16 protein-coding genes are annotated in these 19989 nt (G+C 70.1%); 8 read left to right on the forward strand and 8 right to left on the reverse strand.

Annotated elements, in window-relative coordinates:
* Positions 1–103 precede the first annotated feature (103 nt).
* Positions 104–1918, forward strand: a complete 1815-nt coding sequence (locus I8D64_RS04000; RefSeq protein ID WP_200501160.1) for an aryl-sulfate sulfotransferase — start codon at positions 104–106, stop codon at positions 1916–1918.
* 106 nt (positions 1919–2024) lie between these two features.
* Here I8D64_RS04000 and I8D64_RS04005 read toward each other — a convergent pair whose 3' ends face one another.
* A complete protein-coding gene (locus I8D64_RS04005; protein ID WP_200501161.1) occupies positions 2025–3029 on the reverse strand; it encodes a hypothetical protein in 1005 nt (334 codons plus the stop codon).
* 276 nt (positions 3030–3305) lie between these two features.
* Here I8D64_RS04005 and I8D64_RS04010 point away from each other — a divergent pair, with 276 nt between their 5' ends.
* Complete coding sequence (locus I8D64_RS04010) at positions 3306–3842, forward strand: HNH endonuclease (RefSeq protein ID WP_200501162.1); 537 nt, start codon at positions 3306–3308, stop codon at positions 3840–3842.
* A gap of 16 nt (positions 3843–3858) precedes the next feature.
* Here I8D64_RS04010 and I8D64_RS04015 read toward each other — a convergent pair whose 3' ends face one another.
* Both I8D64_RS04015 and I8D64_RS04020 read right to left on the reverse strand, forming a co-directional pair.
* Positions 3859–4905, reverse strand: coding sequence for a Gfo/Idh/MocA family protein (locus tag I8D64_RS04015; protein WP_200501163.1), 1047 nt, complete (start codon positions 4903–4905; stop codon positions 3859–3861).
* Between the two features lie 68 nt (positions 4906–4973).
* A complete protein-coding gene (locus tag I8D64_RS04020; protein ID WP_200501164.1) occupies positions 4974–6212 on the reverse strand; it encodes an ROK family transcriptional regulator in 1239 nt (412 codons plus the stop codon).
* Between the two features lie 131 nt (positions 6213–6343).
* Here I8D64_RS04020 and I8D64_RS04025 point away from each other — a divergent pair, with 131 nt between their 5' ends.
* The 4 genes from I8D64_RS04025 to I8D64_RS04040 are packed head-to-tail and all read left to right on the forward strand — an operon-like array spanning position 6344 to position 11328.
* Positions 6344–7627: an ABC transporter substrate-binding protein gene (locus I8D64_RS04025; RefSeq protein ID WP_200501165.1), complete on the forward strand. Its 1284-nt coding sequence runs from the start codon at positions 6344–6346 to the stop codon at positions 7625–7627.
* 32 nt (positions 7628–7659) lie between these two features.
* Complete coding sequence (locus I8D64_RS04030) at positions 7660–8619, forward strand: carbohydrate ABC transporter permease (RefSeq protein ID WP_200501166.1); 960 nt, start codon at positions 7660–7662, stop codon at positions 8617–8619.
* Positions 8616–9521 (forward strand): carbohydrate ABC transporter permease, encoded by a 906-nt coding sequence (locus tag I8D64_RS04035; RefSeq protein WP_200501167.1) that lies wholly within the window; start codon positions 8616–8618, stop codon positions 9519–9521. Before I8D64_RS04030 ends, I8D64_RS04035 begins: the two co-directional genes overlap by 4 nt.
* Before the next feature lie 25 nt (positions 9522–9546).
* Positions 9547–11328, forward strand: a complete 1782-nt coding sequence (locus tag I8D64_RS04040; RefSeq protein WP_200501168.1) for a glycoside hydrolase family 13 protein — start codon at positions 9547–9549, stop codon at positions 11326–11328.
* A 20-nt stretch (positions 11329–11348) separates the two neighbouring features.
* On the opposite strand, the gene I8D64_RS04045 is transcribed toward I8D64_RS04040, so the two are convergent.
* Positions 11349–12869 (reverse strand): hypothetical protein, encoded by a 1521-nt coding sequence (locus tag I8D64_RS04045; protein ID WP_200501169.1) that lies wholly within the window; start codon positions 12867–12869, stop codon positions 11349–11351.
* Between the two features lie 239 nt (positions 12870–13108).
* Here I8D64_RS04045 and I8D64_RS04050 point away from each other — a divergent pair, with 239 nt between their 5' ends.
* A complete protein-coding gene (locus I8D64_RS04050) occupies positions 13109–14437 on the forward strand; it encodes a glycoside hydrolase family 125 protein (RefSeq protein ID WP_343068418.1) in 1329 nt (442 codons plus the stop codon).
* 42 nt (positions 14438–14479) lie between these two features.
* Here I8D64_RS04050 and I8D64_RS17550 read toward each other — a convergent pair whose 3' ends face one another.
* From I8D64_RS17550 to I8D64_RS04070, 4 genes are all read right to left on the reverse strand, one after another.
* Positions 14480–15322: a PKD domain-containing protein gene (locus tag I8D64_RS17550; protein WP_343068419.1), complete on the reverse strand. Its 843-nt coding sequence runs from the start codon at positions 15320–15322 to the stop codon at positions 14480–14482.
* Positions 15323–15650: 328 nt separating this feature from the next.
* The gene (locus I8D64_RS04060; RefSeq protein ID WP_200501171.1) at positions 15651–16268 is read right to left on the reverse strand and encodes a DUF6318 family protein; all 618 of its coding nucleotides are present in this window, start codon (positions 16266–16268) and stop codon (positions 15651–15653) included.
* Positions 16269–16454: 186 nt separating this feature from the next.
* Positions 16455–17351 (reverse strand): aldo/keto reductase, encoded by an 897-nt coding sequence (locus I8D64_RS04065; RefSeq protein WP_200501172.1) that lies wholly within the window; start codon positions 17349–17351, stop codon positions 16455–16457.
* A 296-nt stretch (positions 17352–17647) separates the two neighbouring features.
* Positions 17648–18451, reverse strand: coding sequence for a sulfite exporter TauE/SafE family protein (locus I8D64_RS04070; RefSeq protein ID WP_214651078.1), 804 nt, complete (start codon positions 18449–18451; stop codon positions 17648–17650).
* Positions 18452–18654: 203 nt separating this feature from the next.
* Between I8D64_RS04070 and I8D64_RS04075 the strand changes: the two genes are divergently transcribed.
* Entirely contained in the window at positions 18655–19938 is a 1284-nt protein-coding gene (locus tag I8D64_RS04075; RefSeq protein ID WP_200501173.1) for a four-carbon acid sugar kinase family protein, read from the forward strand.
* The last annotated feature ends 51 nt before the right edge of the window (positions 19939–19989 follow it).

A 19989-nucleotide genomic window follows, 5' to 3' on the forward strand; every position in this document is an offset into this window, starting at 1 on the left:
CCCCACGTGGGAATGTTCGCGATGATCGTCGAGCGTCGTCCGCACAGCCGATCCACAGCCGGGCGACAGCTGGGGCTCGACGGACGCTCGCTACGTTCGCCCGATGCACCGACCCGCACCGCACTCCCCTGCCCGGGACACCCCGTCCCGCGGCGCCGACGCCCGCCCCCTCTCCCACCGACCGTTCTCCCACGGCTCGTTCTCGCACCGCTCGCTCTCGCACCGCACGCCATCCCGGCGCTCCGTCCTGCTCGGCGCGGGGGCGGGCGCCGCGGGGCTCGCGCTGGCCGGCTGCCAGGACTCGGGCGGATCCTCGGACGCTGCGGCGAAGACGCCGCAGGTGACGATCTCCGAGTTCGAGAACGCGCGCGGGGACTGGACGATCTGGCAGGTGTCCTACGACCTCGAGGACGGCGAGTCGAACCCCGACCTGTACACCGAGGCGACGCAGACGGCGCGGCACGAGGCGCTCGAGGCGAAGAAGGCCGAGGGCGGCTGGACCGCGCAGAACCCACTGCTGGTGCTCGACCCCTACGGCACCACCCGCACCGGGCTCTACGTGCACTTCGCGGACGACTCGGCGGGCGAGCTCTCCTTCGTCGACGCCGTCGCCGATGCGAAGGATTTCGCGAAGACCGCCGCGAACCATGCGGAGTCGGGTTTCGAAGGCCTGGTCGTCGGCCTGGTCCCCGGAGCGACCAACACCCTCGCCCTCACCTGGCGCCCGAAGAGCGGGAAGGCCGTGCGCGGGTCGCTGAGCATCCGCACGCCCACCACCGCGTCGGGCTACTCCTCGACCATCTCGGCCGACGTGAAGGATGCGGAGGCGCTGACCGAGGGCCTGTTCGCCATGTCCGGGATCTCCGGGCCAGGCAACAACTCCTTCCTCATGGACAACGCAGGCATCATGCGCGCCGAGCTCGCCTCCACCACCTCCGCCCAGCACCATCTGGTGGTCGAGGACGGCCGCATCGTCACCACCACGGGCAGCGCGCAGGTCTCGGTGCTGGACCACCTGGGCCACGCCGGCACGATCATCGACCTCGGGAAGCAGTCCGTGCACCACGACCTGGATGTGGTGGGCGACGCCGCGTTCGTGCTGACCTCTGTCACCAGCAGCGGACGCTCCGAGGACCGGGTGACCCGTGTGGACCTGAGCACGGGAGAGGTCGAGCAGGTGGTCGACCTCCAGAAGGTGTTCCCCGAGTACGAGAAGCTCGCGCACACCCGCACCAGCGACGAGCTCGGGGACCCGGTCGCGACTGGTGAGGACTGGATCCACATCAACACCCTCCAGATCATCGACGACGTCATGTACCTGTCCTCGCGCGAGACCTCCACGGCCTTCGCCCTCGAGAACGCGCTGGACGCCGGATCCACGCCGAGGGTGCGCTGGATGCTCGGGGCCGAGGGCCTCTGGGAGGGCACCGGATACGAGGGGAAGTTCCTCGAGCCCTCCGGGTCGATGATCGGCAATGCGGGTCAGCACTCGGTGCACCGCGTCGACGACGATTCCCTGCCCGACGGGCAGTTCTACCTGGAGATGTTCAACAACAACTACTGGTACGTGGGCACCCGCAACGAGGTGGACTGGAAGGACGAGGTCCCGGACAACGCCTCGACGGACGAGCTCGAGGGCACGAGCCACATGCTGCGCTACCTCGTGGACGAGAACACCTGGAGCTATACCGAGGACCTCGCGGTCGAGGTGCCCTACTCGTCCGTCGTCTCCAACGTGTTCCGCCTGGGCAGCGCGGGCATCCACGAGAACGCCGTGGTGAACTCCGGGAAGTCCGGCGTGTTCTCCGAGCGCGACGCGGACGGCGAGGTCCTGGCCTCCTACCGCTACGACACCTCCAACCTGGGCTACCGGGTCTACAAGGACACCTTCGAGGGCTTCTGGTACGCGGCGTCCTGATCGCCTGATCCCCTGCTCCCCCGATCGGCCGACGGGGGCACGCGCCGCGCCCGTGCCACAGCCCCTCTCGCTTCGGCACCTCTCGCAGCGGCCTCTCCAGCGACCCCTACCGCGGGAATGTCTCCCGCACGTCTCGTCGGTCGTCCTCCTCCTGCTGACGACGCAGTGCCAGGAGAGCGACCGCTGTGCGCACGGGTCGCGGCGCCCGGAACACGATGCCCGACCGCCCGAGCTCGGAGACACCGAGGATCCCGTAGGCCTGGAGCAGGAAGAGGTCCCTCTGCGCGTCGGCGAGATGGGCGAGCGCCTGCAGATCCACCTCGCCTCGGCATTCGTCGATCGGGACCCGAGTGATCGCGGAGTTCGCGCCGATGCCCCGGAAGAGACGCGCGATCGCGGCCTCGTCGAGGCACCCGTCGGCAGGGAGTTCCGGCAATGTGACGCCGTCCTCGCAGGTCGCGGCGAGCAGGGACTCGAGCAGGAGGCCCGTGTCACGGAATCCCCCGTGCCCGGGGCAGCAGCGGCTGAGGACATGCAGCAGTTCGGCGATCGCCAGGACGCCGTCGACCTCGCCGTCCAGCTCCCCCAGCGGCTCGTCGGCCTCGTCGAGCGCCCCTCGGACCCTGCGGCGCTCCGCACTGCAGCGGCGCACCCTGCGGCTGTCGTCCTCGACGAGCACGCCCAGGTTCAGCAGCACGACCCACGGCCCGAACAGCTCGGGGATCTCCCGCAGCCGACCGCCGGGGCGGACGATCCCGGCCCGCTGCTTGAGCTCGCGGACCGCGGCATTGGGCAGCACTCCGCTGTCGGTGAGGGGCCGCCCGTCGCCGACGTAGTCGCGCAGCAGCCGGCAGCGCTGGACGAAGGGGATCGCGGCCGCCTGCCGGACCCACTCGAGGTCGTCGATCTCCTCCTCCTCGAGAAGGGAGGACGTCGGAGGCAGGAACCACGGCGTCGCGACGTCGTCCTCGAAGGGACGCGCCTCACCACCCTCCCACCAGGTGCGGCCGCAGGGATGGCCCTCCCAGAAGTCGGCGTCCTCGGCGCCGGAGATGCGGTCGGCGTCCTCGGAGTCGGCGGGGTCCATGGGTGCGTGCGTCGTGTGCGTCATGGCCCGAGACTCCCCGCCTCCGTCGGCGACCGCGAGGGGCTGACGAGGAATGTGGACAGCGGAGCGCTGGGGAGGAACGGCTGCCCCGCCCTGCAGAAGAGAGCACGACAGGGCACGACGAAACGCCATCTCCTCGGGGAACACCCAGACGACACGCGGGGGACGAGTGCGCGAAATCGGTTGATTCCGGCACCCCGACGCGCAACGATGCAAGCGTGTCCCGCGGGAATCCACTCGCGCGGGCGCACCGCCGCACGGCGGCAGGAGGTGGCAGCGATGTCCGTGGTGAAGGTCTTCAACAAGGGGTACGACCCGGCGACCGGGATCGGCGAGCTGCTGCACACGACCTCGGTCCGGCACGCGTTCGGGATGATCCGGCGCGGCGTCGCGGACCCCGTCGAGCTGACTCTGGCCGGCGATGACATCGTCCCCATGGCCCTGGAGCTGACGCGCGAGCTGAGCGGCGCATGGGTCGAGGGCGAGGGCCGCCGCTCCGTCGGCTTCTCCTTCCGTGCCGTCCACGAGCGCGACCACTGGACCTGCGCCTACTGCGGGCGCAGCGTCTCCAAGACGCCACCCTGCTCCGCGCTGCTGGCCACCGTCGACCACATCATGCCGGTCTCCCGCGGCGGCGCCTCGAGCTGGACGAACCTGGTCTCCGCCTGCCGCGAGTGCAACGGGCGCAAGGCCGACCGCACGCCCGAGGAGGCAGGCATGCCCCTGCGCTTCGGACCCTACGATCCCGCCGTCGCCTACCGCGTGGGCGGGCACGTCGAGGTGATCCCCGGGATCCGCGAGGCGCTCGCGGCCTGAGGGACGCCTGCGCCGGCTACACCCGCTCGACCGGCTCCACCCGCCCCGTCCCCGCGCTGCGACGGGCGGCATCGAGCACGGCGAGCACGGCCACGCCCTCGTCGGCCGGCGAGGGGGCGGGTCCGTCGCCCGCGCAGGCGCGCGCGAACTGCTCGTAGAAGGCGAAGTAGGCGCCCTGGGCGGAAGCGACCCGCTCCTCTCCCTCCGCGGTGCGGAGCACTCCCGCGTTCTCGGGCATGTCATACCCCCAGCCCACACGGTCCGCAGCGGGATCCTCACCCGCGAACACCGCCTGCGCCTGGACGTCGGCGCTCGTCACCGCGTACGAGCCCCGTGCACCGTAGGCCCGCAGGGTCCGCTCCGCGAGATGGTTCAGCTTGCTCGAGGAGACGTACGAGCGCACGCCCGAGGCGTGCTGGAGATCGAGCACGAACGAGGCATCCGTGCGACCCTCGGGAAGGTCGACGTGATCGAGGTGCGCGTGGACCGCCGCCACCGGCCCCAGCAGCCACATCATCTGGTCCACGAGGTGGGTGCCGAGATCGCGCAGGAGACCACCGTCCGGGCCGGCCTCGAGCAGGAGCGGCTCGTCGAGGTCGAAGCGGGAGTGCACGCGCCACAGCTCACCCAGCCGCCCGCTATCCAGGACACCGCGGAGGGTGCGCAGGTCGGCGTCGAATCGCCGGTTGTGGAAGACAGAGAGCATCACCCCGGCGTCGTCGGCCGCGCGGGCGAGCTCTCTCGCGGCGGGAGCCGCGGGGGTGAACGGCTTGTCCGCGACCACGTGGACGCCCGCCGCGATCGCCTCCAGGACCAGGTCGCGACGGGTCGCCGGCGGCGTGGTGATGGTGACGGCGTCGACACCGGGCGTGAGCGCACCGGAGCCGAGCATCTCCGCCAGGCTCCCGTAGATCGGAGTGCCCGGCAGATCCTCTCGCACCCGGGCACGCGTGGTCTCCGCTCGGGCGACCACACCTGCGAGCTCGACTCCGTCTGCCGCCCGGATGAACGGGGCGTGGAAGTACCTGCCGCCGACTCCGTAGCCCACCAGTCCCCATCGCATATGCCCTCCTCTGTCCGAACAAGTTTGTCCGAACATAGTAGGAAGGGCGCGATCGACAGAAGCCTGTCTCAGACCGGCGCACCCGGCGCGAGTCCTCGCGCCTCGCGGTCCGCCCCCGCCGGCAGGAAGTCCAGCGGCTCCTCGCGGATGCGGGAGAGGGCGAACTCGATCGCGCCGCACACGATGACGTCCCGGCCGAGCGTGCTCGCGACCAGCTCCGGGAACGGCGGGAAGAAGTCGGCCTCGAGCACGGAGCGCGCATGCCCGAGCACCGGGCCGACCGAGGGGGCGAAGCCTCCGGCGATCACGATCCTCTCGACGTCCAGCAGGCTCTCCAGCGCCACGGCCACATGTGCGAGGCGATCACCGAGTCGCCGCACGATGCCCGAGGCCAGGACATCGCCGTCGGCCGCCGCGGCCATCACCTGCTCGGCATCGAGATCCGCAGGGTCGTGCGCGCGCAGCGTCGACGGGGCATCGCTGCGCGCGAGCTCTCCGACCGCCCAGCGGCGGGCGAGGGCGCCGAGCCCATCGACCGCTCCGGCATCGGGGTCGTCCCCCGCGATGAGGGTCAGGAAGCGCATCTCGCCGGCGCCGCCGCGACTGCCCCGCAGCAGGCGGCCGTCGACGATGAGGCCCGCACCGAAGCGCTCTCCCGTGAGCAGAGCGGCCATGTGCGCCCGAGGGCCGTGGGCATGCTCGGCGATCGCGGCGAGGTTCGCATCGTTCTCGATGACGACGCTGCCTGCGAGGTGATCCTGGAAGCCGGCGTTCATGATGCCCCAGAAGGCGCCGTCGTCGTCCGGCGAGCGCCCCTCGGCATCGACAGGGGCCGGAATGCCGACGACGGTGAGCAGCAGTGCGTCCTCGCTGCGGCCCGCCTGCTCGAGGACCTCGTCCACGAGCTCGCGCACGAGAGCGACTCGCCCGTCGCGATCGACCTCGGAGGGGTCCACGTGTCGGCGGCCGCGGCCCAGGACCGCACCGCGCAGGTCCGCCGCGATGGCCGCGAAGCCCTGCTCCCCCGCATCCACGCCGACCACCACGCCGGCGTCCTCACGCAGTCGGTAGCGGCGAGCGGGCCGGCCCCGGGTGGACAGTCCCGCGGCGCGCGAATCGGCGACCTCCTCGAGCCAACCCGCAGCCACGAGGTCCCCGCACACGCCGAGCACCGTGGCCCGCGTCAGGCCGCTCGCGGACATCGCCTCCGCCGCGGTGAACTCGCCGCTGGCCAGGGCGAACCGCAGCAGCTCGCCACTGTTGATGTGCCGCAGGAGACGCGGTGATCGAGCGGAGCCTGCGGACATGCCTTGACAGTACCGGAGCACCTCCACATAATTCATGCAGGCCGTAAATCTATGTTCTATATTTACTGGGTCGACGAGTGGCGAGCCTGCAGAGAGCGGCTCGCTCACACCATCCCTCGAAGGAGACGCAGATGTCCCCCTCCTCCCCACCCCGCTCGCCGCTGAGCCGTCGCGGACTGCTGGCCGCCGGCGGCCTGCTCGCCGCCGCGGGCCTCGCCGGATGCGGCGGGAACGGCGGATCAGGCGGGTCCAGCGGATCCGTGATCTTCTACCAGTCCAAGCGCGAGGCCATCCAGTACTTCGACGACCTCCTGGGGACGTTCCGCAAGGAGCACCAGGACATCAGCGTGGTCCATGACATCGCCACGAACCTCTCGGCGAGCTTCGTGCGCAAGAACCCGCCGGACATCGCCTGCCAGAACTACAACCTCGAGATGGCGCGGTTCATGGAGCGCGGCGCCCTCTCCGACCTCGCGGACATGCCGGAGGCCGTGCTGATCAGGGACGACGTCCAGGAGCTCGTGAACTGGTACCCCGGCTACGAGGGCCGCACCTCGGTGATCCCGTTCTCCGTCGCGGGCGCCGCGGTGATCTACAACCGCCGCATCTTCGAGGAGCAGCACCTCGAGATCCCCACCACCTGGGACGAGTTCACCGAGGTCTGCGAGAAGCTCCAGAAGGCCGACATCACCCCGATCTACGGCACCTTCGGGGACCCGTGGACCGTCAGCCAGGGCCTGTTCGACTACACCATCGGCGGGATGATGGACGTGCGCGGCTTCTTCCAGCGCGTGAACGAGCTGGGCGAGGACGTCGGCCCCGACTCCGACACCTCCTTCCAGAAGGACATGCTGAAGCCCATCGAGCGGATGCTCGTCCTCAAGAAGTACCACCAGGACGATGCGGCCTCCCGCTTCTACGGCGACGGCAACACGGCCATGGGCAACGGCGAGGCCGCGATGCTCCTGCAGGGGCCGTGGGCGCTCGCCGAGATCGAGAAGGCAGGCAGCACGGAGGATCTCTCCTGCTTCCCGCTGCCCGTGACCGACGATCCCGCCGACCTCAAGATCCGCGTGAACATCGACCTCTCGCTGTGGATCCCCGAGGGTGCGGACCGCAAGGACGAAGCGCGCGAGCTCCTCTCGTTCCTGATGACGCCCGAGGTCATGGACCCCTACAACAAGGCGCTGCTGGCGATGGGCACCACCAAGGACGCCCCGCCCGCGAAGGACCCCCGGATCGCGCCGATGCAGAAGTACTACGACGACGCCGCCTTCTACCAGGGCGCCTCGCAGTTCATCCCCACCACGATCCCCTTCACGAACTATCTGCAGTCGATCCTGTTCGGCGCGGACCCGAAGACGATCCTCGCGAAGGTCGACAACGACTTCGCGAGCCTCGCCTACCGCTCCTGACCCCTCCCCTCGACACGCAAGGACACCGCACCATGTCAACGACGACATCCACCGTCGCCGACCCCTCCACGGGGTCCGCCGACACCACGCGGAAGCGCGGGGCCCGCAGGGACAGCCGCAGCCGAAGCACCCGCCGCGTCGATCCCGTCTACTACCTGTTCCTCTTCCCGGCGCTCGCGATCTTCACCCTCGCGATCACCCTGCCGGCCGTGCTCGGCTTCGCCTACTCCTTCACGAACTCGATCGGGTTCGGCGACTGGGAGTTCATCGGCCTGCGCAACTACGTGGCGATGTTCCGCGACCAGGGCATCGTCTCGGCCTACCTGTTCACGCTCGGATTCGCGCTGGTCACCGTGGTCGTCGTGAACGTGCTCGCGTTCATCCTCGCCCTGGGCCTGACCTCGCGGATCCGCCTGCAGGCGGCGTTGCGCACGGTGTTCGTGCTGCCGATGGTGATCTCCGGGATCATCATCGCCTTCGTCTTCAAGTTCCTGTTCTCCACGACGCTGCCCAGCATCGGCTCGGCGTTGGGCATCGAGTCGCTGTCCAGCTCGATCCTCGCGGACGAGTCGCTGGCCTGGATCGCGATCGTCGTCGTCACCGCCTGGTCGACGATCCCCTCGACGATGCTCATCTACATCGCGGGCCTGGTGACGATCCCCGACGAGGTCTACGAGGCCGCGTCGATCGACGGCGCCGGGCCCGCGAAGCGGCTGTGGAACATCACCCTGCCGCTGGTCTCCGGGTTCATCGTCATCAACACGATCCTGGGCTTCAAGAACTACCTCAACGCCTACGACATCGTCGTGGGCCTCACCGACGGAGGCCCCGGCACCGCGACCCGCACGGTCGCCATGTCGATCTTCAAGGGCTTCACCGGCGGCGACTACGGCTACCAGATGGCCAACGCCTTCGTCTTCTTCCTCATCAGCATCGTCATCGCGGTCATCCAGCTGAGCATCACCCGCGGGAAAGCGAGCTTCGGAGCATGAGCACCATCGCCACCACCCCTGCCTCCGCGACCCCGGGCGCCGCGTCCGGTTCGTCCGACGGGAGGCGCCCGACGGCCCGCTCGCGCGAGCGCTTCAACTGGCCCGCGACCCTCGTCCTCCTCGTGTGCTCGCTCGCGGTGCTGGTGCCGCTGCTGGTCACGATCAACATGTCCCTGAAGTCCGACGCGCAGGCGGTGGAGGGCGAGGCCTTCGCCCTCCCCGCGCCGCTGACCTTCCAGGCGTTCGTGGACGCCTGGCAGCTCACGAACTTCCCGCGCGCCCTCGCGGTCTCCGGCTTCGTCACCCTGCTCGCGGTGGCCGGGGAGATCGTGATCTCCTCCCTCGCCGCCTACGCGATCGTGCGCAACTGGGATCGCCGGCTCTTCCGCTGGTCCTTCTTCTACCTGCTCGCGGCGATGTTCATCCCGTTCCCCGTGGTCGCCCTGCCGCAGGTGCAGCTCACCGGCATCATCCACCTGGACACGCCGCTGGGCGTGGCGATCCTGCACATCGTGTTCGCCCTCGCCTTCAACACCATGCTGTTCACGGCGTTCCTGCGGGCGATCCCGATCTCGCTCGAGGAGTCGATGCGCGTGGACGGGGCGACGACCTGGCAGGTCTACTGGCGTCTGATCTTCCCGCTGCTGGGTCCGATGGCCGCGACCGTGGGCATCTTCGCCTTCCTGGGCTCGTGGAACGACTTCATGATGCCGAGCCTGATCATCTCGGACCCGACCCTGCAGACGCTGCCGGTGCTGCAGAACATGTTCCAGACCCAGTTCAACAACAGCTACAACATCGCCTTCGCCAGCTACCTCATGGCCATGGCCCCGGCGATCATCGTCTACCTGCTCGCGCAGCGCTGGGTGATCTCCGGACTCACCCAGGGCGCCGTGAAGTGACCGCTCCCCCGACCCGAAGGACCCCATGACCTCCCAGTCCGCAACCGACATCCGACCCCTCGACGAGTCCGCCGAGCTGCTCGTCGACGACCCGACCTGGTGGCGGCAGGCGGCCGTCTACCAGATCTACCCGCGCTCCTTCGCGGACGCCAGCGGCGACGGCATCGGCGACCTGCGGGGCATCACCTCTCGCGTCCCCTACCTGCGGGACCTCGGGGTGGACGCCGTGTGGCTCAGCCCCTTCTACCCCTCGGCCCTGGCCGACGGCGGCTACGACGTGGACGACTACCGCGACGTCGACCCGAGGATCGGCACGCTCGAGGACTTCGACGAGCTCTCGGCGGCCCTGCACGCGGCCGGCCTGCGGCTGATCGTGGACCTCGTCCCCAACCACACCGGCAGCGGCCACGCCTGGTTCCAGGAGGCCCTCGCCGCGGGCCGCGGCTCCCGTGCGCGCGAGCGCTACATCTTCCGCGAGGGGCGGGGCGAGCACGGCGAGCTGCCCCCGGCCGACTGGGAGTCGATCTTCGGCGGGCCCGCGTGGACCCGGGTCGAGGACGGCCAGTGGTACCTGCACCTGTTCGCGACCGAGCAGCCCGACCTGAACTGGGCGGACCGCGAGGTGCGCGAGGACTTCCTGACCACGCTGCGGTTCTGGTCCGACCGCGGGGTCGACGGCTTCCGGGTCGACGTCGCCCACGCGCTCGCCAAGGACCTCGGCGAGGACCTGCCGAGCGCCGCCGAGCTCGAGGCGATGCCCCAGGACGGCGACCACCCGCTGTGGGACCGCGACGAGGTCCACGAGATCTACGCCGAGTGGCGGCGCGTGTTCGAGGAGTACTCCCCGCCGCGCACCGCGGTCGCGGAGGCCTGGGTGGGATCGGCCGAGCGCCGCGCCCGCTACGCGAGCCCGCAGGGCCTGGGCCAGGCGTTCAACTTCGACCTGCTCGAGGCCGATTTCGACGCGGCGGACTACCGCCGCATCGTCACCGAGAACCTCGCCCAGTCCGCGCGCACGGGCTCGTCGAGCACCTGGGTGTTCTCCAACCATGACGTGGTGCGCCACGCGACCCGCTACGGCCTGCCGCCGCGCGCCGGCCGGCCCGGCAAGCAGGGCGCCGACTGGGTCGCCGCGGGCGGGCCCGACGACGGCATCGACCGCGAGCTGGGTCTGCGGCGCGCCCGCGCGGCGACCCTGTTCGAGCTGGCTCTGCCCGGCAGCGCCTACCTGTACCAGGGCGAGGAACTGGGGCTGCACGAGGTGGCCGAGATCCCCGACGAGCAGCGACAGGACCCCGCGTTCCTGCGCACCACTCCCGAGACCCGCAGCGCCGACGGCCTGGGCCGCGACGGCTGCCGCGTCCCCCTGCCCTGGACCCGCGGCGGTGCATCGTTCGGCTTCGGCGAGGGCGGCGCGCACCTCCCCCAGCCGTCGTGGTTCGCGGACTTCTCCGTCGAGGCGGAGTCCGAGGATCCGACGTCGACCCTCGAGATGTACCGGCGGGCGCTGCACCTGCGCCGCGAGCTGCAGGGCGCGGAGACGCTCACCTGGGACGATGTGCTCGCAGGTGGCGAGGTGCCCGCAGGCGGCGACGTGCTCTCAGGCGGCGATGCGCTCTCAGGTGGCGACGTGCTCGTGTTCGAGCGCGAGGGCGGCTGGGTCTGCGCGACGAACTTCGGCGACGCCGAGGTCCCGCTGCCCTCGGGCGAGGTGCTCGTGGCGAGCGGGGAGCTCGGGGGCGCCGATGATGCGGCCGACGCGGCGCGCACGCTGCCGGGCGCGACCACGGTGTGGCTGCGACGGTGAGCTGAGCGCGGCGCGGGACCTCACGGGGTCCCGCGTCGGCGGCCCGCCTCCTCCAGGATCCGTTCGGCCTCGTCGAGCGCGACATGGAGGATCGGGGCGCCGACGAAGCGCTCCCCCTCGCGGCGGAGCAGGCCGACCGCGGCGAGCTCCTCGAGGTCGGCGCGGACGTCGTCCCCGTCGGGCCCCGTGGTCACCTCTGCGCCGTCGGGTCCGCACGCCGCACGCAGCGCGGAGAGCGTCTCGGGCAGTCCGCGCAGACCGCCCTCCTCGGGGCCGCGCATGCCGAGGCCGGCGAGGAGGCTGACGATCACGGCGCGCGCGAAGCGGAGGAACTCCTCGGGCTCCGCGGTCGTGGGGCGCAGCTGCGGTGAGTCCGCGTCGCCCGCCGCGCCGACGCCGCCGTCGGCCGGAGCATCGGGGACGACCCGTCGGCCCTCGCGGACCAGCCACCCTCCGTCGAGCAGCGCGATCCAGGGGCCCACGATCCCGGGCGCCTCCCACATCGACCGCACGTCCCTCGGCCGCGCTTCGGACCCGCTGCCCAGATGGGCGAGGACCCTGCTCGTCGCGGCGCGATCGAGCCCCGCCGTGGAGGTCACGGTGATGCCGCTGCCGACCGTCTCGAGCAGCACGACGGCCGCGCGCACGAACGGCACCCTCGCGGCCATCTCCGCGCGCAGCACCATGTCCTCAGCGTCCGACTGGCCCGGGCCCGGTGGGGTCTCGGGCGTCGGCTCGCTCACGCGGTGAGGGGAGGGCGGCCACACCGGCCACGGCTCCTCCGGATCCTCGCCGTGGTGGCCTCGCGTGCGGCTGTCGCGTGGCTGTCGTCGGCCGGCGGCGTGCGGTCCTCGATGGGCGTCGGATGAAGGCCCTCGCTGGAGGCGGTCGACCTCCGCGATCCCGTCGTGATCCCCCGGCTGGGCGCGCATCGTCGCGGGGTCGTACGGCACGGAAGGGTCGGTGAGGCGGCCCGTCCGGCTGAGCTGGGTGCGCTCGTCATCGGGCAGCGAGTCGTACCAGTCGATGTACCCCATGAGCGCGGCCTCGTCGCGCGGGTCCAGGCCGTGCTCGAGGCCGTAGCCGATGAGGTTCGTGGAGAAGGAGCGGCGAGAGGGGTCGTCGGCCGCCTCGAGCACCGCGAACTCGAGGTCGGCGAGCGTGCGCGCGGCGGCCTCGGGACGCATCGAGCGGCGCGACCAGCGCCCGGTCTCCTGGAGGAACACGAAGAAGCGGGTGAGGGCCGGGACCAGGTCCATCGAGGCCTCGCGGACCTGGATGACGGTGCGCGGGACCAACTGCGTGAGCAGCTGCTCGATCACCGGGCCCGTCCATTCGCCGACGTCGTCGCTCGCGAGCCGTGAGGATTTCAGACGCAGCAGCGCGTCCACGAGCTGGGTCTCCGAGGTGACGTCGACGCCCCGCGCCGTGACCGGATCCGCGCCCGCTCCCGGTGCCTCCAGCCAGACGGAGTACTCGGCGAGCGCCTGCGCACGCTCGCGGTCGCCCGTGTCCGGGGCCTGCCGCTTGTTCCTGGGCATGCCACCAGGGTGCCCCACGCGAGGGTCGAGGACCAGGGGCAGACCGAAGGCGCACCCCGACGGGGCAGGCCGACCGGCAGACGATGGGGCAGGCCGACGGGCAAACGATGGGCGGACGACGGGGCAGGGGCAGCGGTGACCGGTCGACGCCCGCTGGGCCTGTCCGATGGACTCCGCAGACGATGCGGAGCGCTGAAACCGATCGCCCCGCAGAGCGCTTTCCGCATACTCTTGCGCGGGTGAGCTTCACCGTGGAACCCCAGATCGCCGATGCCGTGCGCTCGGCCGCCGACCGTGTCCGCAGCGAGCTCGGCGAGGAGGCCGGATCGTTCGTCGGGGCGGCAATGCTGCGCACTCTCACCGACACGATCACCCTCGCGGAGGACGGCACCGCCTTCGTCATCACGGGCGACATCCCCGCGATGTGGCTGCGCGACTCGACCACGCAGATGTTCCCGTACCTGCGCCTCGCCGGCGACTGCGCACCGCTCGCGGACGTGCTCGCCGCGGTGGTGCGGCGCCAGCTGCGGATGATCGCGCACGATCCGTACGCGAATTCCGCGAACCTGGGCCCCACGGGCGCGCACCACGATGCGAACGACCTGTGCCAGGACCCGATGATCTGGGAGCAGAAGTACGAGGTCGACTCGCTCGCGTTCCCGATCATCTTCGGTCACCGTCTGCTGCGGATCACCGGTCGCGAGGACCTGTTCGACGGTCTGGCCCACGGTGTGCTGCGCACGATCGTGGACCAGTGGCGGCTCGAGACCGAGCACGAGGAGCGCTCGCAGTACAGGTTCGTGCGCGACATCGGCATCCCCACGGAGACCCTGGACCGCGACGGACTGGGATCGCCCCTCGGCGTCACCGGCATGACCTGGAGCGGTTTCCGACCCTCCGACGACGCCTGCACCTTCGGCTACAATGTGCCGGCGAACCTGCAGGCGGCGCAGGCCCTGATGGCGATCGCGGACGTGGCGCTGTCGGTGTACGGCGACGAGGCGCTCGCGGCGGATGCCGATGCTCTGCGCACTTCGATCCTCGAGGGCGTCGCGGCGCACGGCGTGGTCGAGCACGAGGGCTCCCGGATCTACGCCTACGAGGTCGACGGCCTGGGCGGGCAGCTGCTGATGGACGACGCGAACATGCCCTCGCTGCTGTCCCTGCCGCTGGATGCGCCCGACGTGCTGGATCCCGAGCTCGCGGACGCGACACGGGCGTTCTGCCTGGGGATGGCGAACCCGTACCGCTACTCGGGGACGGTGGCGACGGGCATCGGCAGCCCGCACACGCCCGAGCAGTATGTGTGGCCCATCGCCTTCGCCGTCGAGGGCCTGACCGGCACGCCGGAGCGGGGTCGCGAGATCATCCGACTGCTGCTCGCGACGGACGGCGGAACGGACCGCATGCACGAGTCCTTCCACGTGGATGACCCCGAGCGCTTCACCCGCCCCTGGTTCTCCTGGGCCGACGCCATGTTCTGCGAGCTCGCGCTGCACCTGACCGATGGTCCCGCGCCCGCGAGGTCGTTCGCGGAGCGGGCGGAGGTGTCCGGCCAGGAGAGGTGATCGGGGCCGACGGACGGCCGACGATCAGCAGTCTTCCTCCGCTCAGATCTCCTTGGTGGTGGCGTTCGGGTCGCGTGGACCTTCGGTGTCCTTCGAGCGCTTCGGCACAAAGGGATCCTTCTCCTCGTCATGCGGACGGTCGGGATTGACCAGACGGGACTCCAGCGACTTGGAGTAGACCTCCTGGGGATTCGAAGCGACCTCCACCGTGCCGTCGATGTCCTGCCACTCCCCGCCATCCACGGAGAACTGCCCCTCATAGGTGGTCGTCAGCGTGACGTCGTACCAGCCCTCATAGGCGAAGGTCGCGCTCACATCCTTCGACGGCCACGGCTCCCCAGGGTCATCCGTGACGAGCACGTTCCCATCACCCAGATCCCACCGGTACTCCACCGGCGTGGCCCGGATCCTGACCGGAGTATCCAGCAGCTCCGTCTCCAGCACCTGCGGCTCCGAATCCGCATAGAGCACCAGGTCCATGTTCGCCGGCAACCACCCCTGCTCCGGACCTGCATGCGCCGACGCTGCCTTCACCGGCAGCTTCGCGAAGTCCTTCTGCGTGACGGTGATGACGACCGGCTTCTCGTCCTCGGCACTCTGAGACTGAGCGCCTTGAGGCGCTTCAGGAGTCTTCGAACCAATGCAGCGAGTAGAAGTAGAGGTACCTGCAGAACTACCTGCACCACGCAGTGAAGTAGTACCAACCTGACTCTGCCCGTCCCCACCCCCGCCTCGAGTTGTGGAAACTCCGGAGGTGTTCGGGATCATGACATCGACACCTGCGGTCCGAATCGTCGGCAATTCTTCCGCCGTACACGCATCAGGATCGGCCACACACTTTCCAACGTTGCCGTTTTGCGTGCATTTGTAGGGAGTGCGATCCACATCCTTCCATTCAGTTTCAAATATTGCAGAAATGGACGCCACCAAGCTCGAGAACGGATTAGAAGGCGGCGCGACCGCCTTCGTGCGCCCAGTCGGCCTATCGCGTCGATCTCGATCAGCCTTAGAATGACCCGGCCCCGTGTCAACCGGCCCATCTCCGCCTTCCCCTTTATTGATTTGCTCTTCGGCGCCAGCCCCAACCGAATCATCGTCGAGGAAGCCCTGGAAATCTCCGTACGCCGAGGAATGCCCGGCCAGAACGCCTGCAATCACGAAAAGGAACGCGATCGCCAACTTTGCCCTCGAGCAAGAGCGGCGGCGCACCCCCTCACCCATCGACGACCTTCTCAGTCTTCAAGTTGAAGGCATTCACCACCCACGAACCTTCGCTCCACGACATGCCGCCCACCGTCCCGTACCTTGTATCAGGCTCCTGCTTGAGTCGCGAGTTGCCGTAAACAGGTTCCGAGTGTTCAGAGAGAATGAAGGTGTAGCCGACTTCAAGCTCATGCTTCTCGGATTCATATGTGCGGAGATCGCGGTCATCGATCGTAGCCCGAGACCACCATTTTCCCGTCTTGTTAAGTTTCTCGATTTCGTGCAAGTTTTGATCACAACTGGCGCAACTTTCGCCAAAGAGACTTTTAAGCACTTCCGTGTCCCCCGTCTGATAGGACCAAAGCATCACAGCCCAAAAGTATTTGTACGCCTGCTCCGCCCCCTCATTCGTGTGCTCATCCATCCCCGCGTAATCCTTCGGGTCGGGCTTCGGCACGTCCGGCTTCGCGCTCTCGCCTCCCCCATCGGACTGCTCCACGGGGGCAGACGCGGTGGCTTCGCTGCCAGCGCTGGGAGAGGGGTCGTCCTTGTCACCGCAGCCGGTCATCAGACCGGCGGCGAGAGCGAGGACGGCGAGGGAGGAGAGGGCGCGTCGAGTCGTCGTCATGGCGGCTTCCGGGTGGGGGCGGGATGCCTGCACAGTATCCAGGCGACGCCCAGCCCGCCACTGCTCCCACCCCGTTGTGGATAACGGGAGCCACCCGATCGGACCCCATCGGACGGTCGCCTCGCGGGCAACATCCCCGCTTCACCAGGGCCCGCATAGCCCCCGTGTCACACCGTCAGAGATGCATCATCCCAGCGCGTCGAGCTGCGCCCACTCCTCGTCGCTCAGCTGCACATCGCCGGCGGCGACGTTCTCCTCGAGGTGCGCTCGCTGGGAGGTGCCGGAGATCAGCACGGTGTTCGGGGCGCTGTGCAGAAGCCATGCCTGGCCCACCTGCGAGGGCGTGGCCCCGTGCGCGGCGGCGATGCGCTGCACGATCTCCTCATCGGTGACCTTCGGGCCCTGGTGGAAGCCGCCGCCGAGCGGGAAGTACGGGATCCACGCGGCGGCCTTCTTCTCGGCGAGGTCGGCGAGCGCCTGGTCATGGCGGTCGACGGCGTTGAAGATGTTCTGGACGGCCTGCACCTCAACACCCAGGTCAAACGCCTGCCGCACCTGCTCGAGGCGCACATGGCTGAGGCCGATCCCCAGGATCTTGCCCTCGTCCTGCAGCGCGCGCAGCTCGCCGAGCTGATCTTCGAGCGGCACCTGCTGATCCCCCTCGACGACGAGTCCGGGGAGGAAGTCCATGCGGCGCAGATACAGGAGGTCCAACCGGTCGGTGCCGAGGGTCTGCAGGTTGATCTCCACGCTGTCGCGCAGCTCGGAGGGCTTCTGTGCCGCAGTCATCGGGAACGGTCCCTCGGGGGTCGAGCGCGCCCCGGCCTTAGTGGCGAGGAAGAGGTCGTCGCGGTGCGTGCCCAGCGCCTCGCGGATCAGCGAGTTCGCGAGCCCGTCCCCGTAGAAGTGGGCGGTGTCGAGCATGCGGATACCCAGGTCATAGACGTCGCGCAAGAGGGAGACGGCGGCATCGTGCCCGCCGGGCTGCTCGGCCGAGCGGTGCAGACTGCCCAGGCCGTAGCCGATGCGGGGCACGTCGCGCCCTCCGATGGGATACGTGCCAGCGAGGCCCGGGGTGCTCATGGGATCTCCTCATCTGCGGGGCCGACGGCCTCACGATAGGCGCTGCGGGCAGGGAGCCCGCTGAGCAATGACCAGGACTCGGCACGCCGCCGCGACCGCCCCGCAAGGTGGCGCCCACGCGCAGCCGAGGGCCGGGCATCCGGCGGCCCGTGCACTTCGCGTCGTCATACGTCGGGTCACGGCATATATGACCGGTCACCCGACCTCTGACTACGCGAAGTGCTCGCCTCGACCGGAGGCTCCTCCGGCGACCCGCCTCTATCCCGCCTGGATCCCGCTGCCGCCCCCGAGTCCGCTCACGCCCCCGCGATCAGCGCGGCCGCGGAGACCACGGTGAACACCAGGATGGCCTTCTCGAAGACGCTCTGCGGGACGCGCTGGGCGATGCGCCGGCCGATCAGTGCGCTGAGGACGACGAGCGGTGCGAGCAGCACGTCCATGAGCGCGTACTGCAGGCTGAACAGGCCCAGGCTCGCGGAGAACGGCAGCTTCAGCAGGTTCACGATCGCGAAGAACCAGGCGGAGGTCCCCAGGAAAGTCAGCACGGGCATACGCATCGCGTAGAAGTACATGGACATCGGCGGTCCGCCGGCGTTCGCGACCATCGTGGTGAAGCCGCCGAGCGATCCGTAGCCGATGCGGCCGATCCTCCCGACGGTCGGCTCCTCCTCCCCGGCCGCGTTCCCGTCGCCCTGAATATCGTCGCGGCGGCGAGCGCGCAGGGTCGCGCGGCGGCGGCGCCACAGGGTGAGCGCGACTAGCAGCAGGAGGATCACGCCGATGCCGCCGCGCACGGCCGAGGCGTCGGCGTACTTGAGGAACAGCGCGCCCACCACGAGACCGACGAGCACGCTGGGGATCAGCCGGATCAGCGTGCGCCAGTCGGGCTCGCGCCGGTACATCCACAGCGCGGTCGCATCGCCCAGGATCAGCAGGATCAGCAGCGCGGCGGTCGACTCCTTGGGCGGCAGGGCGAGGGCGAAAAGGCCCACGGCGATCGTCCCGGCGCCCGGCAGGGCGGACTTCGAGAAGCCGACCACGAGAGCCCCGGCGATGACGAGCAGCCATTCGGCAGCGCCGAGCTGGGGCAGGTGGGACAGGAGCTCGCTGATGATTCCTCCTCGGGGAGCGGCTCGCGGCGCCGCGCGAGATCGATGAGGACGCTACATCCGGCGCGGGCGGCGGGGCGGGGGCGTCCGCCGCCCGGGCGGCGCTGCCGATGCGGTCCCGCCCCGTGACAGGCTCATCTCAGTCCCCATACGTCCCGCCGTCGACCCCACCCCACCCACCCCGAGAGGACCCCATGAAGACCATCGTCCTGGACGACGACCCCACGGGCACGCAGTCCGCGACCGGCGTGACCGTACTGCTGGACCTCTCCGAGGAGACGCTCGAGCGGGACCTCGAGGAGGCCCTGACCGGGGCGGACTCGGTGTACGTGCAGACCAACAGCCGGGCACTGCCCCCGGACGAGGCCGTCGCCCTGGCGCGACGCGTGCAGGCGGCGGGGCTCGCCGTGGGCGAGCGGTCCGGTGAGCAGGTGCGGTTCGTGCTGCGCGGAGATTCGACGCTGCGCGGGCACGTGTTCGCCGAGACCGAGGTGTTCCTCGAGGACGCCGTCATGCTGTTCGTCCCGACCTTCCCCGACGGCGGCCGCACCACCCGCGACGGCATGCACCTGGTGCGCATCGACGGCCAGGACCTGCCCGCCCACGAGACGGAGTACGCCGAGGATCCGGTGTTCGGCTTCACCACCGGTTACCTGCCCGACTACGTGGGGCAAGCCTCGGGCCGTCGCGGCGTCCCCGTGCCCCTCGCCGACGTCCGCGCGGGAGCTCTCGAGCGTGCGCTGACCGCAGCCGAGCCGGGCGAGGTGGTCCTGCCCGACGCGGTGACGGACGAGGACATCGCGCTGATCGCCCGCGCGGTCGACGCGGCGGCAGAGCACGGCACGCGGATCGTGGTGCGCTCGGCCTCGCCGCTCGCGGCCCACCTCGCGGGGGTCGCGAGCGAGGGTCGGCTGCCGCTTCCCCTGGAGCGGCCGACGGGCGAGACCCTGCTCGTGTGCGGTTCGCACACGGCGGGTGCGACGGCGCAGCTCGCGCAGGTCACGCAGCGATTCGGCGAGCCGACGCTCGTCGGCACCGAGGCGGCCCTCGCGGATCCCGCCACGGCGGGGCACGCGGCGGCGGACGCGGTCGCCTCAGTCGGCACTGCCGCCCCAGCGACCCGGACCGACGACGCCACGTCCCTCCTGCTGCTGTCGACCGAGCGGCAGCGCTCCGCGAGCCACGGCACGCTCGGTCACGGCGAACGAGTGATGGCGGCTCTGACCACAGCCGTCGCGGATCTGCTGCCGCGCGTGGGCACGGTGATCTCGAAGGGCGGGATCACCTCGGCGGAGGTCGCGCGCAGGGGTCTCGGCGCGCGCACGGCGCACGTGCTCGGCCAGATCCTTCCCGGGATCTCGGCGTGGCGCCTGAGCGCCCGGGACGGCCGCGAGCTGCTGTACATCGTGGTCCCCGGGAACGTGGGCGACCAGGGCACGCTCGTCAGGGTGCTTGAGGCCGTCGGCATCACCGGTTGAGCCCGTCGGGCCGACGGCAGGGTCCCTCAGCCGTCGACCCACCGACCCGCC

This window comes from Brachybacterium halotolerans (genome assembly GCF_016623465.1).
GTDB classification, from domain to species: Bacteria; Actinomycetota; Actinomycetes; order Actinomycetales; family Dermabacteraceae; genus Brachybacterium; species Brachybacterium halotolerans.

Excerpts from the sequence above, each read along its gene's own strand:
- I8D64_RS04000 (WP_200501160.1), top strand. The coding sequence starts at position 104 with ATGCACCGACCCGCACCGCACTCCCCTGCCCGGGACACCCCGTCCCGC.
- I8D64_RS04005 (WP_200501161.1), bottom strand. The coding sequence starts at position 3,029 with ATGACGCACACGACGCACGCACCCATGGACCCCGCCGACTCCGAGGAC.
- I8D64_RS04010 (WP_200501162.1), top strand. The coding sequence starts at position 3,306 with ATGTCCGTGGTGAAGGTCTTCAACAAGGGGTACGACCCGGCGACCGGG.
- I8D64_RS04015 (WP_200501163.1), bottom strand. The coding sequence starts at position 4,905 with ATGCGATGGGGACTGGTGGGCTACGGAGTCGGCGGCAGGTACTTCCAC.
- I8D64_RS04020 (WP_200501164.1), bottom strand. The coding sequence starts at position 6,212 with ATGTCCGCAGGCTCCGCTCGATCACCGCGTCTCCTGCGGCACATCAAC.
- I8D64_RS04025 (WP_200501165.1), top strand. The coding sequence starts at position 6,344 with ATGTCCCCCTCCTCCCCACCCCGCTCGCCGCTGAGCCGTCGCGGACTG.
- I8D64_RS04030 (WP_200501166.1), top strand. The coding sequence starts at position 7,660 with ATGTCAACGACGACATCCACCGTCGCCGACCCCTCCACGGGGTCCGCC.
- I8D64_RS04035 (WP_200501167.1), top strand. The coding sequence starts at position 8,616 with ATGAGCACCATCGCCACCACCCCTGCCTCCGCGACCCCGGGCGCCGCG.
- I8D64_RS04040 (WP_200501168.1), top strand. The coding sequence starts at position 9,547 with ATGACCTCCCAGTCCGCAACCGACATCCGACCCCTCGACGAGTCCGCC.
- I8D64_RS04045 (WP_200501169.1), bottom strand. The coding sequence starts at position 12,869 with ATGCCCAGGAACAAGCGGCAGGCCCCGGACACGGGCGACCGCGAGCGT.
- I8D64_RS04060 (WP_200501171.1), bottom strand. The coding sequence starts at position 16,268 with ATGACGACGACTCGACGCGCCCTCTCCTCCCTCGCCGTCCTCGCTCTC.
- I8D64_RS04065 (WP_200501172.1), bottom strand. The coding sequence starts at position 17,351 with ATGAGCACCCCGGGCCTCGCTGGCACGTATCCCATCGGAGGGCGCGAC.
- I8D64_RS04075 (WP_200501173.1), top strand. The coding sequence starts at position 18,655 with ATGAAGACCATCGTCCTGGACGACGACCCCACGGGCACGCAGTCCGCG.